Annotated in this window: 11 protein-coding genes, 1 pseudogene and 1 riboswitch; of the genes and pseudogenes, 6 read left to right on the forward strand and 6 right to left on the reverse strand. The window is 54.3% G+C overall.

The genetic code is table 11. The features are described from left to right. Positions 1-39 precede the first annotated feature (39 nt). The 5 genes from CIK74_RS00395 to CIK74_RS00415 all read right to left on the reverse strand — a co-directional run bounded on the left by CIK74_RS00395 (position 40) and on the right by CIK74_RS00415 (position 5,163). Entirely contained in the window at positions 40-1,713 is a 1,674-nt protein-coding gene (locus tag CIK74_RS00395; protein WP_096253727.1) for a thiamine pyrophosphate-binding protein, read from the reverse strand. Continuing rightward, complete coding sequence (speB, locus tag CIK74_RS00400; protein WP_096253728.1) at positions 1,713-2,699, reverse strand: agmatinase; 987 nt, start codon at positions 2,697-2,699, stop codon at positions 1,713-1,715. The genes CIK74_RS00395 and speB overlap by 1 nt, the downstream gene beginning before the upstream one ends. A gap of 359 nt (positions 2,700-3,058) precedes the next feature. After that, complete coding sequence (locus tag CIK74_RS00405; protein ID WP_096253729.1) at positions 3,059-4,015, reverse strand: ROK family protein; 957 nt, start codon at positions 4,013-4,015, stop codon at positions 3,059-3,061. Positions 4,016-4,049: 34 nt separating this feature from the next. Beyond that, entirely contained in the window at positions 4,050-4,463 is a 414-nt protein-coding gene (locus tag CIK74_RS00410) for a hypothetical protein (protein WP_096253730.1), read from the reverse strand. Between the two features lie 136 nt (positions 4,464-4,599). Beyond that, complete coding sequence (locus CIK74_RS00415; protein ID WP_096253731.1) at positions 4,600-5,163, reverse strand: helix-turn-helix domain-containing protein; 564 nt, start codon at positions 5,161-5,163, stop codon at positions 4,600-4,602. Positions 5,164-5,374: 211 nt separating this feature from the next. On the opposite strand from CIK74_RS00415, the gene CIK74_RS00420 reads away from it, so the two are divergent. The 3 genes from CIK74_RS00420 to CIK74_RS00430 all read left to right on the forward strand — a co-directional run bounded on the left by CIK74_RS00420 (position 5,375) and on the right by CIK74_RS00430 (position 7,639). Continuing rightward, complete coding sequence (locus CIK74_RS00420) at positions 5,375-5,974, forward strand: DinB family protein (protein ID WP_096253732.1); 600 nt, start codon at positions 5,375-5,377, stop codon at positions 5,972-5,974. A 101-nt stretch (positions 5,975-6,075) separates the two neighbouring features. Continuing rightward, positions 6,076-6,188: riboswitch (SAM riboswitch) on the forward strand. A 17-nt stretch (positions 6,189-6,205) separates the two neighbouring features. Beyond that, positions 6,206-6,472: a hypothetical protein gene (locus CIK74_RS00425; protein ID WP_096253733.1), complete on the forward strand. Its 267-nt coding sequence runs from the start codon at positions 6,206-6,208 to the stop codon at positions 6,470-6,472. A 63-nt stretch (positions 6,473-6,535) separates the two neighbouring features. Continuing rightward, positions 6,536-7,639 (forward strand): VIT1/CCC1 transporter family protein, encoded by a 1,104-nt coding sequence (locus CIK74_RS00430; protein WP_096253734.1) that lies wholly within the window; start codon positions 6,536-6,538, stop codon positions 7,637-7,639. Positions 7,640-7,691: 52 nt separating this feature from the next. Here the strand turns inward: CIK74_RS00430 and CIK74_RS00435 are convergent, their stop codons facing one another. Further along, complete coding sequence (locus CIK74_RS00435; protein WP_096253735.1) at positions 7,692-8,870, reverse strand: LOG family protein; 1,179 nt, start codon at positions 8,868-8,870, stop codon at positions 7,692-7,694. Between the two features lie 87 nt (positions 8,871-8,957). Between CIK74_RS00435 and CIK74_RS00440 the strand changes: the two genes are divergently transcribed. The 3 genes and pseudogenes from CIK74_RS00440 to CIK74_RS00450 form a co-directional block, all read left to right on the forward strand. Next, entirely contained in the window at positions 8,958-12,308 is a 3,351-nt protein-coding gene (locus CIK74_RS00440) for a DEAD/DEAH box helicase (protein WP_096253736.1), read from the forward strand. Between the two features lie 162 nt (positions 12,309-12,470). Then, positions 12,471-12,755 carry a hypothetical protein gene (locus CIK74_RS00445; RefSeq protein ID WP_105678085.1) on the forward strand — a complete coding sequence of 95 codons (285 nt, stop codon included), beginning with the start codon at positions 12,471-12,473 and terminating at the stop codon, positions 12,753-12,755. Between the two features lie 523 nt (positions 12,756-13,278). Then, positions 13,279-13,949: pseudogene (locus tag CIK74_RS00450) on the forward strand (transposase); the annotation flags it as partial. Between the last annotated feature and the right edge of the window lie 127 nt (positions 13,950-14,076).

Consider the following 14,076-nt stretch of genomic DNA (forward strand, 5'->3'; position numbering starts at 1 on the left):
ACCTTCGGCGCCCCCTTTCGAGGGCGCCGAAACTATGTGCTATTCCCCTAGGTGGGTCGGCGCGAACATGCGCAGAAGCGTCTGTACAACGATCACATTAGGCCCTTCGCCCGCAAATGATTCACGTAGCGCCTCACCAATCTGATCCGCTTCCACCAGCCGCGCTGGAACTCCGAAGGATTGAGCCAGCGCCACAAAATCGGGCCGGGTTAGCTCGGTAGCTGTTGCCTTGCCAAAGGCACCTTCCATATATTCGCGTAGAATTCCGTACCCGCCATCGTCAACGATTAGCCATGTCACAGGCACGTTGTGTTGCTTCGCGGTGGCAAGCTCAGCAATTGAATACATAGATGAACCATCGCCCGATACCGCAAGAACTCGCGCTTGCGCGGCCGAGGCGCCCTTGATTTGCAGGCCAATGGAACCGCCAATGGCCGAAGGGAACCCAAACCCTAATCCACCGGCACCCTGCGCCGAGTGGAATTCACCATCGCGAGAATCCCAGCAGCTCCAGCCCCAATAGGCCGCAATCGTCATATCCCAGAAGGTCTGCATATCCGCTGGCACCGCTTCGCGGATATCGGCCATGAACTTCTGCTCGAGATCCAGCCCTTGGCCTCGCAGTCGGTTCTGCACCTTGCCCAGGGTTTGAGCGACCAGCTGCGCTGGACTTTGTCCGTGCCAGTCAGGGCTACTAGACAGTTGAGTTGTGTTGAGTTTCGAGACCAGGAATTCCAAAGCAGTCTTGGCATCAGCGCGGATTCCCAGGGCCGGGGTGTTTGACTCAAGCACCCGTGGCTCGGCATCGATTTGAATCATGTGTCCACGAGGAGCCAGAGTGAAGTAGTTACTGGACACTTCGCCCAGTGATGAGCCCACAACGACCAAGACGTCTGCGTCTTCCAAGACCTCGGTGACGTATCGGTCTTCTACCCAAGACTGCAAAGAAAGCTCATGTTCCCATGGGAACGCACCGTTACCTCCAGGAGTACACAGCACTGGGGCATTAAGCTTCTCGGCGACCTGGAGCAGTTCGCTTTCCGCTCCGGCCCGTCGCACTCCACCACCGGCGACGATGACTGGTCGTTTAGCATCTGAGAGCCAGCGAACTGCCTCGTCAATCAGTTCTACCCGGGGTGGGTGCTCATAAGCCTCGGCCAAGGCATCATGCACGGGTGGAACAAAGACCGGTGCCAGTAAGACGTCCTGCGGCACTTCAACCCACACCGGCCCCATTGGCACGGTTACCGCCTGCGCCCAAGCGTCTTGGATCGCCGAAGGTATGCCGGAGGCGTGATGCACCGTTTGCTGGAACTTGGTGACGTTCGCAGCCGAGGCCTTCTGGTCATCAAGTTGGTGCAACATGCCTTTACGTCGTGCACCTAAGCCATCCAGCGGGATCTGGCTTGCAATAACCACCATTGGCACACCGGTGGCATAGGCTTCCTGCAACCCTGCCAGAGAGGTCAGTGCTCCGGGGCCCGTGGAAAGGAAAAGTACTCCTACCTCACCGGTGGCGCGGCTATAACCATCCGCGGCGAATGCAGAGTTGTTTTCCACCCGCGAAGAAATGAACTGCAGATTGGAACGAGACAACGCGTCAAAAAGACCCAACGCATGTTGCCCGGGAATCCCGAAGACCGTTTTAGCTCCGAGAGCACTGAGCGTTTCAACAACGAGGTCACCACCGTTACGCTGCACTTCGTTGCTCATTAGTTGTTCTGTCCATTCAGCTGACGGTATTCACTGATCAGGCTGATCAGGTCATAGGTGACGTGCGAGGCAGCAACGCCTGTGAGCTCTGCATGATCATAGGCAGGTGCCACCTCAACAATATCGGCGCCCACAATTTTCAGTCCACGCAAGCCGCGCAAGATTTCCAACAGTTCGCGGCTAGTAATACCGCCGGCTTCTGGCGTGCCGGTGCCAGGCGCATGTGCTGGGTCAAGAACGTCGATATCTACTGAGATATAGAGCGGACGATTGCCGATACGATCACGCAGTTTAGCAACAATTTCTTTAACGCCCTGATAGTAGACATCTGAGCTTGTAACGATGCCAAAACCGAAACGCTTGTCATCTTCGAGGTCTTTCTTACCGTAGAGAGGACCGCGGGTTCCCACATGGCAGATCGCCTCAGTATCGAGGATGCCCTCCTCGACAGCGCGACGGAATGGTGTGCCGTGGGTATATTCGGCGCCGAAGTAGGTATCCCAGGTGTCCAAGTGCGCATCGAAGTGCAACATTGCTACCGGTGCCCCAGCGCGCTGCGAAGCGGCACGCAGTAAAGGCAGCGCAATGGTGTGATCACCACCGATAGTCACCAAAGTTGCACCATCCTCGGTCAGTTCTAGTGCGTTGTGTTCGATTGTTTCAATGGCTTCATTGATATTGAACGGGTTGACTGCCATATCTCCAGCGTCGGAGACCTGGCTCAAAGCGAAAGGTGAAACGTCGACGGCTGGGTTATAGGGACGGATCAATCGCGACGATTCACGCACGTGGTTTGCGCCGAAGCGGGCCCCAGGGCGGTAAGAAACACCGGTGTCAAAGGGAACGCCAACAATTTTAATATCGGACTTTGATACCTGATCTAGGCGTGGCAACCGTGCGTAGGTTCCACCGCCTGCGTAACGGGGAATGACGGCGGCATTGATGGGGCCGATGTTCCCATTTTCTTCGATCCGTACTTCTTTCATGAACGCTTCCTCCCGGCACACCCAATCAAGAGTTGCCTAATATGAAACATGAGTTTCCTCCCATGCTATTTATTGGCACGCCTACCGTCAAGGTGTATTCGTCCATAATGAGGCACGTTTGTGAAGAATGAGAGCCCCACCCTCCCGTTCTAACGGAAAGTGAGACTCTCAAACACTCAACTAGGTAAATTTTTAGCCACGTTCATAATTTCCTGCTTTGGAAAATTCTGCTCGTCACGCAGTCGACGCCACGACCACACCTTTCGGGAAAACGAGGTGGATCACCCTGCGAAAAGACTGAGATTCCATCTTGGATAACACATCTGAACTACTGGCCGTTTTGCCCAGCTGTAAGCTATTTAGCGGTCATGTCGTGCTAAATCCGCGGCACCGATCAACCCTGCATCCGCGCCGAGTTGCGCACGGACAATGCGGGCGTAGGGGCGGTATCCACGTCCCGGAAGGAGTTTGCGGTACGTCGCCTCGGCCGTTGCAATCAGGGAAGTAGAAGCGGATCCCAGTCCCCCTCCAATCACCACGACACCAGGATCCAGAACTGCTGCAAGGTTTGAGATTCCCAATCCCAACCAATGTCCCATCTCTTCAATGAGTTCCATACAGGCGAGGTCGCCATTAGCGGCCAAAGATGTCACCATCGCGCCCGTGACCAGCGCTGGGTCCGCGGAGCAGGCCTCACGAAGATTATGCGCTCGGGGAGAATTGAGCCGGACAAGCTCTGCGGCTTCGCGTCCCAGCGCGTTACCTGAGGCATATTGCTCCCAACACCCACGGTTGCCACAGGGGCAACGATGCCCCTCGACTACTAAGGTTTGATGACCGAACTCGCCGGCAACACCAAAGCTGCCCCGTAAAATTCGATTATCAAAAATAATTGCGCCGCCAATGCCGGTGCCGAGCGTTAGGCAAACGCTGAGCTCTTCGCCGCGCGCGGCACCAAAACGGTGTTCCGCCCATCCAGCGGCATCCGCGTCATTGTTTAAGGTGATCTTGCGGTTCATTTTTGCTTCGAGACGTTCTAGCACCGGCTCATCGCGCCAGGCAAGATGAGGCGAGAAAAGAACGTGAGAGCCACTGCGATTGATCCACCCGGCGGCTCCGATACCTACTGGTAGCTGCTGGTTACCATCGCTCAGCTCGTTAACTACGGCGGCGATAGCATCTTCGGTCAAGGCTGCATTCTGCCCCGGAGTGGGACGGAAACTTCGGCGCAGGATCTGGCCATTACCATCTACTATGCCCCCGGCAATTTTAGTTCCCCCGATGTCGATTCCGATCGCGAGGTTCTCGGCGGACATCGCATCCTCCCTATGAGTGAGCACTGCCTAGCGTTTAAGCTTTGAAGGACTTCTTACTGCTATCAACTATGGCCCGGTCCACTTCATGGAACCCCAGGGTGAAACCCACCGAGAGAACTAACGACTTGATGGCAATTTCGTCGAGTTCGTCCGCCACGTATATGAGCTGTACCGGGCCAGCAAGCACCAGCAACAACACGGCCCAAAGCCCATAAACCCATGAAGTTTTAGCCTGAGCCATCTGTGGGTAGCGTGAGCGCCGATAAATAGTGCGAAGTCCCAACACTAAGATTACGCCGGCAAGAATCGCGGCACCTAGAATGAAAAAATTACGTTGGGTGCGAATCAACGTCATGGTCACACCAATGAGGACACCGAGAATTGCAGACATCCACCAATTGGCAGAGCGTAGTTCCGACTGTTCAGCCCGTGGCTCACTTTCCGTCACGGAGCTCCCTTCGGTTATTTAGCGGCGTCGATTAACGTTGTTGACACTATTTCAAGGATACGCTTTGAAATTTATCTAGCTAAAACGGTCAGCCGCTCGTGGCTAAAATTTTCCCGAACGAACCGCTCACTGTCATTCAGAGTAAGAGAGTCCACGTGACTACGGCTGTCTGATCAGTCGTATTTTCCCAGCTGTGTGGCTCGCGGCCCGGAAAAGTCACGGTATCTCCTGCGTGCAATTCGATACGGTCCTCGGGCAACACCAAAGTGAATCCGCCAGAAATCACATGAAGCACTTCCACCTTGCAGTCCACCGAATATAGTTCGGCTTCACCCGAACCCTGTGGCGCAACCTCGGCCCTAATCATTTGCACACGTGTTTCGGTGCGTGGGGTGACAAGTTGTTCGGTGATTCCCTCACCACCTAGGGCAATGCGTGGTGCTTCTTGAAGCCTGACTAGTTTTGTTTCGGGCACAGAAAAAAGTTGGCCAATTTCTATTCCCAACACATCGCAGAGCTTGAGCAATGTCGACACGGATGGGCTTGTCAGGTCCCGTTCGACCCGAGACAAGAAACCTTTAGTCAGCCCAGACATTTCGGCGACTTGGTCGATTGTTAGCCGGCGCGTTTGTCGTACGCCTCGCAAACGGGCGCCAATATTGATCGCTGCGCCGGTGGGTTCTACGGGCAGTGTTTTCATGAGCTCCCACCATTTTTGTTGCCAAGACGCCACGGGTTGGTGGTCCTCGGTCACAGATGTGGCCAAACCATTCTGATCCGACCCTTACATTGGGCAAGTTTACCAATATGCAACCGGGCCCCGACTTAAGCAGTCGCTGTTCAGATAACCTCACGATCTTAATGTCGTTTCAGCCCTGTCCATTGGACGCGACTGAAATTAGACTCGGCGCATGGACACCATCAATGATCCGTCCGCCCAAAGGCTTCGCGCCTATTTAAATGAGGCACGTAGCACCGTGCTTTGGAAGTGCGAGGCGCTGAGCGAAGAATTGGCCCGCCGTCCGATGACGCCTACCGGCACCCATATGCTTGGCATCGTGCACCACCTAGCTGTGACCGAATATGGTTACTTTGGTGAATGCTTGGGGCTACTCCCTAACGATGATCATGTACTCGAATTGCTGCAAAGTGAGGATTCACAAATCGATTTTTTGCCTCCGGCAGATTATTCGGTTCAAGACGTGCTAGAGCTGTACCGAAAATCCGTCGCCTTCGCCGAAGCGGCGTTGGATAATTTAGAGTTAGCTTCTCCGGCCGTCATCCCTTGGTGGTCCATTCATCGCCACAGCACCGTAGAACATCTCATCGTGCATATGATCGCGGAGACCTCCAGGCACGCCGGACAGCTTGATATAGTTCGTGAGCTGCTCGACGGTCAGGTCGGCCTTCGTGAACAGGCTCTAAATCTCCCAAGTTACAGTTCCGCTCAATGGCAAGAGCAATATTCGCATTTGCAACAGCTTTCGCAAGAGGTAGTCCAGCGTAAGTAGAGCGCTGAGCGGTTCGTCCTCGGCGAGCGCAGGGCCGGTAAACCTAGTATTACGTAGCACTACGTGGGCGCAGCTGGCGTCGGTGTAGCATCGTAATGTTGCTTCACGAGATGCGGCGCCAAGCTCCGACTGGCCGCGCACCAACCCCAGGTTCATGGGTGGTTCGGATGAAGAAGCGGTCCGTGCGCCGACCGGCTGCGGGCAAGAGCTCTCTTGAGGGTACGTGTTGCCATGAGTATCAATGTTCTTCCGATTATCGATCTGCAAACCGGTCAAGTGCAGTTTCCACTGCATGGTCTCTGGGTTAGTTATTTTGTCACCAATCCTCGACGGCTGGCCGAATCCCTGACTCGTACCGTACGAACCCCCAGTTTTGATGTGTCCCGAGAAGAACTCTCTGTTTTTATCGCCGTCACCGGGCATAATCACGGTATCCCCCACGTATTTAGCCTTGCCAAATTCCCAGCTTTCACTTCGCTCACTAAACTGAACAGTTGAACCTACCTCGGATCATTAGCCTGCCCGCTAGATCCACTCTGTCTCAGGAGACTCATCCCCGTGATGACCCAAAGCTCAACACCCCAGCCCACCAAGGTACAAATACGTCGTTGGCGTAAATATATGGCCGACGAAGTCGCCGAAGGTGCGATTTACCGTGAACTAGCGGTAAAACGCACCGGGCAAGAACACCAGATTCTGCGCGGACTGGCGGAAGCCGAAGAACGCCATGAAAACTACTGGCGTGCAAAACTAGGCGAACACGCCCGCCCGGTCCGCCCCTCGTTGCGACGGACTATGTTGCGTTTCATGGCCCGCCATTTTGGTTCCGTCTTTGTCCTGGCGCTAGCCCAGCGCGCCGAAGGAAATTCTCCTTACGCCACCGATCAAGATGCGGCCCCGCAAATGGCTGCAGATGAACAGGTCCATGAGGAGGTTGTTCGGGCCTTGGCAACCGCGGGTCGCACCCGACTATCTGGCAACTTCCGCGCAGCAGTTTTCGGAGCCAACGATGGTCTCGTTTCAAATTTGGCGTTGGTTATGGGTATTGGCGCTACCGGGGTGGCGTCTTCGTTTGTGCTCTTCTCCGGTATTGCCGGTTTGCTGGCAGGTGCGCTGTCCATGGCAGCCGGCGAGTTCGTCTCGGTGCGTTCCCAGCGCGAGCTGCTCTCCGCATCACGTCCCACTCAGGTCACACTCTCTGCGGCTCAGAATCTAGATTTGGACGCGAACGAATTGGTCTTGATTTATAAGGCCCGAGGAATGAATGATGAGGATGCAGAGCACCGTGCCGCCGAACGCATGGGTCTGTTCACCTGTGACTGCAACCCCTCGTTCTCGCTCCACCCGGAAGTGCGCTCGGCTGAACTTGAACGCGAACATGAGGAACTTGGTTCGGCTCCGGGAGCGGCCATGTCTTCCTTTATGTTCTTTGCCTCTGGCGCAGTCATCCCAATTCTTCCCTATATCTTTGGACTCTCCGGTCTTCCTGCGGTGATTGTTGCCGTGGTCTTGGTCGGCATTGCGTTGCTTCTCACCGGAGGTATCGTTGGTTTGCTCTCCGGGGCTTCCCCAGTAAAACGTGGCATGCGCCAGCTCGCCATTGGTTTGGGTGCTGCTGCGGTTACGTACTGTCTGGGTCTGCTCTTTGGAACCTCGGTAGCGTAGCGCTCACTGCCTATCTGGCCGCCGCCCAAGGTGGCTGCGGCCAGAAGCTTTTTTAGAACCGTGTGCGGCGACGCAACGGGGTCATGGTTTCAATGAATGCGACCGCTTCGTCCACGGTGTCTACCAACGCAATTCGGTCTTCCATGGCCCGGCCAACTGCCAGCGCTTGGAGCAGTGGCCAGACCGGTAGTTCTTCGCGCCAATGTTTTTCTCCGACCAAAACGATAGGGGTGACGCGCGCACCGGTCGCATAATAGTTCTCGCAGGCATCTTGGAATATTTCTTGGACGGTCCCGGCAGCGCCTGGCAACACTATGATTCCGCCGTTTGATTGTTCGAGCAAGATCGCTTCGCGAATGGAATTCGTGAAGAACTTGGCAATATGTGTGGCAAAGAGGTTTGGTGGCTCATGTCCATAGAACCAGGTGGGCACGCCCAACGAATGATTCTTGCTAGGAAATTGCTCACGCACTCGTACCGCCGCGCGCGCCCACATAGTGCGATGGCGGATAGCGTCGGGTGCCTGCGCCAAAATATCCAAGGCGGCAACGATGTCTTGGGGCTCATAATCGGCAAGCCAAGCACCTGCATTAGCTGCTTCCATCGCACCGGGGCCCCCACCGGTCACAATCGAGTAACCCTTACGCGTGAGAGTGGTCCCAAGCTGAACGGCATCGGCAAATTCTTGGGTTCCTCGTTGTACCGCATGCCCACCCATGACACCAATCATCGGGGTGTTGGCGAAAACTCCGTCGTACACCGCATTTATCATTGCCTGCCCAATATGGTGGTCATGCAATGTGGTAGCCATAGCGGTGTCGTCGGTAGCAAATTTCAGCGGTGGTTTAGATTGTGAATAGGTGTATATCTGCGCGTCAGGTACCTGCGCATAGGGCACTTCTTTGATCCCTGAATACAGTTCATACGGGGTATATAAATCGCGTTCGGAAATATCAAAAGGCAGTTGCACTCCACTACTCATGCAAAGCCCACCGGTAGCTTCAACCAGAGCACGCCCCTGGGAGGAGAACACACAATCGATAAAAAGACAGTCGGCTAGATCGAGGGTACCCAGGAGCGAATCTCTTGTCTGCAAATCAACCCGGTGTACACGCCAGTTCCTGGCACGTGCCATCTGGGTCTCGAGAGCTTCGGCGGCTAGCCTGTCGAATTCCACCAGAGTGGTGATATTTACTGTACGGGCGGGGATATAAGGCCACACTTGAGACATGTAACTAAGCTACCGCGAATACGGGTGATTGTTCACAGTTAGGGTTCTCAACTTCCACCAGCGCGCTGAACGTGAAACGATGAGAGGATGACTGATTCTGTGCCACCACTCATCGACGCAAGGCACCTACTGGCGTACTTGGGCGACGTTCCATTCTTCTTCGGGCAACAGCTCGCTAAAAAAGACGAATCGGTAGTTGACGTCGCTTTTGATGAAAGTAGCAGCGTCATCTCCGGCACTATCTTGGAAGATGACCAGCAGTTTGTCTCCACTATCACCGTAGTTCGAAGCGCAACTGGCTGGACCGTGGAAAGTACCGACTGCAGTTGTAACAAAGGATCGGTCTGCCCTCATGTCGCGGCTCTTGCGCTGACTGCGAATAAGATTGCGAACCAACCACGTCCTTCAATGGCCGAGACGAAAAGAACCGCTTCCGCTTGGTCGACTCAGGTCAATACTTGGTTTGAGGAACCGGAGCCAGGACCTTCCGAGGGACTTTTAGGTTCCCCCAATGATCCTGTAGTGGCTATGGCCCTGCAGTTCATGGTTTTTGACTCTAAAAATACTTCTCAGCAGCAACAGTGGATGCCCTCCGGTTCGGTGCCACACCCCACTCGGAACAAGCGATTCCGCTTAGGCGTTCGCCCCATGGTGCGTAATTCCGAGGGTCGCTGGGTTCGTGGCCAGCTACGGTGGACCACCATCGCCTTTAAGACTTACGGCTGGAACTTGCTTCGCGGCCAGCACCATTGGTTTACTCGCTTTGCAGCCCTGGCCCGGGGCAATACACAGCTGCAGTTCAAGGTCGATGAAGATTGGCTGTTTTTAGACGAGTACGCTTCCAACTTGTTATGGCCAATGCTCAACGAGGCGCAAGAGCTTGGAATCGAGCTCATTACCACCCGCCACGAGACCACTGTAAATGTTGATCGTCAGTCTCGGTTTGAACTGCTGGCAAGCCTGACAGAAGACCGGTCTCTCAACGTTGCTGGCCAGCTACACATTGCTGGACAAAGCTTAAGCCTTAACGCAGAATCCCCTGCGGGAACCATCGCTGATCATGGTTTTTACGTCGAACTTGAAGCTCCAGACCAAATATGGTTGGCACCTAGCGACGAAATAATCCCTGCCCAGCACCGCCGTTGGTTCCAGAATCGTGAACCTCTGCAGATCCCCTCGGACCAAATGCAGGACTTCTTTAACGAGTCGTACGCTCGACTCGCGCGCCGCTTTAGCCTGCGCAGCATTAGTGAAGGGCTGGTGCTTCCCGCGCTGGCGCCACCTGAGGTTCATGCCACCGTGAATTTCAGTCGCGAAGAACAAGCCGACGGCACAGTCAAAGATTCGGCCGCCATTTACTTCCAGGTCCGATACCCGGGGGTCCCATACGACCACGAAGTATATGATGCGCAGGCCGAGCAAGCGTTATACCGGACCGTTAACGACGTTTTTGAGAAGCACACGGACACTAGCAACCACGATCTGTCGTCAAGGTTCTTCGCCGGAGAACATATGATCACGTTCGTTTCGGATCTGCTTCCTGCGCTGCGGGGCCTGTCCATTATGAAAATTACTGAGGAAGGAATCCGCCCGGTATACCGTCAGCTGCGTGAACTTCCACAGCTGAAAATCAATGCCGTGAGCCACGAACGTAATGACTGGCTGGACTTGGGCTTGCTCATCACCGTTGGTGACCACGAGGTTCCTTTCTCTACCATCATGGAGGCGCTGACCAGCGGTTCCATGAAGGTTAAGCTTCCCGACAACACCTGGTTCTCATTGGACCATCCCCTGTTTGCCAAGCTGAAGTCGCTTGTCGACGAAGCACAATCGCTCAATGACAAACCAAAAGACGCGGATTTGAAGCTCTCAGTCTTCCAAGTTTCACTCTTTGATGAGTTTGATGAGCTGGCTGAAGGTATCGACGGGGCTGATCTCTTTATAGGGCGTATGCGCTCGCTGCTACGTGTGGCAGAAGGCGAAGAAGCCCAAGTACCAGACACCCTAAACGCTACGCTCCGCCCTTACCAGGTTGAGGGATTCCAGTGGCTCGCGCGTCTGTATCAAGGCGGATTTGGCGGGATCCTCGCCGATGATATGGGTCTAGGTAAAACCTTGCAGACCATTGCGCTGATGCTTCATGCCCGCAAACTGTGGGACGACCCAGAGCATATGGCCACGCTTCCCGCAGCACAGCGCATGAGCGCACCATTCCTTGTCGTCGCTCCAAGCTCGGTCGTATCGAACTGGGAGATGGAGATTAAGCGATTCGCCCCAAGTTTGAGGGTGATCACGGTGGAAGGAACTTTCGGTTCAGAAGATGAGCTAAAAGAACTGGTGGCTAACTACGATGTCATCCTTACGACCTACACCTTGCTTCGTCTGAACGATGAAGTCTATGAGGGGCAACGCTTTGCTGGCCTGATTCTCGATGAGGCACAGTTCGTGAAGAACCGCTCAACGAAGGCTCACCGCAGTGCGGTCAATATCCAGACAAACTTCAAGCTAGCTGTGACGGGTACTCCTATGGAGAATAACCTCTCTGAACTAGGCGCACTATTGTCCCTGACCTCACCGTCACTGTTCATGAACTCCAGTCGTTTCAACCGTCAGTTTGCTCGACCTATCGAGGTGCTCGGCGATCGCGAAACGTTGCAGCTTTTACAGCGTCGTGTGAAGCCATTCATGCTGCGCCGCACCAAGGAATCTGTAGTGCTGGACCTTCCTGCTAAACAGGAACAGCAGGTCCTGGTTCGTTTGAGCGATGAACACCAGCATGTCTATGACACTCATCTGAACCGAGAACGCCAGAAAATTCTGCACTTGGTTGAAGACCTGGATCGCAACCGCTTTACGATTTTCCAGTCGCTCACTCACCTGCGAATGCTTGCGTTGGAACCGTCACTTGTGGATCCTGAGCTTGCAGAGATTCCAGGGTCGAAATTGGAGGCCCTCTTTGAGCAACTTGAGGATGTGCTTAGCGAAAATCACCGCGCCTTGGTCTTCTCGCAGTTCACCTCTTATTTGAAGATCTTTGCCGCGAAACTAGAAGCGCAGGGTATTCCCTATGTGTATCTTGACGGCAATACTCGAAACCGCGCCAAGGTAATCGAGCAGTTCAAGGACGGCGAAGCTCCATTGTTCTTGATCTCGCTGAAAGCCGGTGGTTTCGGTTTGAACCTGACCGAGGCTGATTACTGCTTCCTTCTTGATCCATGGTGGAACCCTGCCGTAGAGGCTCAAGCCATTGACCGCACACACCGCATCGGACAGACCCGTCAGGTGATGGTCTATCGCATGATTGCTCAGGGAACCATTGAGGAAAAGGTTGTGGCCTTGCAGGACACCAAACGGAAGCTGATCTCTACCGTGATGGATGAGGCCGATGGTTTTTCCAAGGCTTTGACGGCTCAGGATATTCGCGGGCTGCTTGAGTAACAGCTTGGTTACATCTGAGCCGTTTGACGGGCTTTTACCAGCGAATCGCGCTATATTCAATATGTCTCGTTGTGTGTTCTCTGCCATACTGAGTGCAAGCAAAGAGAGTAGCCTCGGAGGTCTTCTCCGGTGGCGTAACGCAAGATGAAGGCGGTTATAACCGTGTCCCTGATTAAATCGGAGACTCTGAGTGCACCGAGTGACGACTGGATGAGCGCGTCGGTGAGCACCGAACAAGACCGTGTGGTGATTGAAACCGAACAGGAACGACTATCCCTAGACAACGAACGGCTCCTAGAAAAAATCCGGCGAGTGATCGCTTCGCCGCTCGAGGAGATTTTCTATAACCCGAAGCACCGAATGTTGTTAATTCCGGGAGCCTTCGCTGTTATTGGCTCCTCCTTTTTGAGGGTCGACACCGACGCGGCGGCTGGCCTACGCGGCTAGTATTCTTCCCAGCGCATGCCCCAAGATACCTACAGGCAGTCTTGGGGCATCTTTTTGCCCTGAACCTTCCTGTACAACGGTGATACCCGGAGCTTACGGTGGGGAGATTTTGGCACTGCCCAATTTAGAACACTGCTAATCTTCTTTTTTTCAACGTTTTCGCCAGGTATCCAACCTGTTATCCCAAGTATTGACTATCGTTGAACTTTGATTCGCCGTGGCAGAAATCGACCACGAGACCGTGAAGCTGCGCAGACCTCAGTTTGATATGTGTTATATATCGCAAATCCTCCACAGGTGGACTGCACTGCACCTGTTGTTTCTCGGCTAACATCCACTCCGGAACGCTACTAATTCAACGTGGTTGATCCTAAAATTCCGAAGTGAAACTGGCACCGAAAATCGATTGCATTATGCAACTAATAGCCTAGTCAGGCTATATTCCCCGAGGTTCTTCCTAACTGCAGCTGGACGCTGAGCTGTCATGATGTTGTGAGACACGCGTTTGTAGGAGAATGAGTTCATGTCCAAACGTCAGAAGTTCACCCCTGAATTCCGTGCAGAAGCGGTAGAATTGGTGATCTCTTCCCAGAAAAGCCTCGTCGAGGTCGCTGAATCACTGGGAATCAATGAAGGAACCCTGGGCAACTGGGTGCGCACCTTCAAAGCCGAACATCCCGAGACGCAAACCGAGGAACGCGGACCAGTTGAATGGGCGCAGCATGAGAAGCTTCGTCGGGAGCTGGCAGAGGTGAAACGGGAGAACGAGTTTTTAAAAGATGTCAGCGCTTATTTCGTCTCGAACAGCAAGAAGTAAGCGCGGTCTTCAACTTCATCAAAGTGCATACCACCCAGTACCCGGTGAACTGGATGTGCCAGAAACTCGCGGTTTCCCGCGCCTCGTATTACCGGTGGCTGAACCCATCACAGGAACTGAGCAAAGCCAAAGCCCTGCGGGCCAAGCGCAGCATCCTGGTCCAGTGCGAATACGAAGCATCGAACCGGGTCGCCGGCGCCGGGCAGCTGGTGGACCTGATCCGCAATAACCACAAGGAAGACATCCCGAAGTCCACGGTTCTGTCGATCATGAAAGAACTGGGAATCGAGGCCAAGCGGATGAGTGCCTTCAAGACCACGACGGTGCGTGATCACCAAGCCAGGACAGCGCATATCAAGAACCATATGATCGATAAGCGGCTCTTCAGGATTGAGGGTGTAAACGCCGTCTAAACCCACCGGTCTCCAACAATGACCGGGCGATATAGTGCGCCAGATTCTTGAACCCCAACGCGATACCCCGAAGATGCTCCAACCTGCCATT

It is taken from the genome of Glutamicibacter sp. BW77 (assembly GCF_002332285.1).
GTDB lineage: Bacteria > Actinomycetota > Actinomycetes > Actinomycetales > Micrococcaceae > Glutamicibacter > Glutamicibacter bergerei.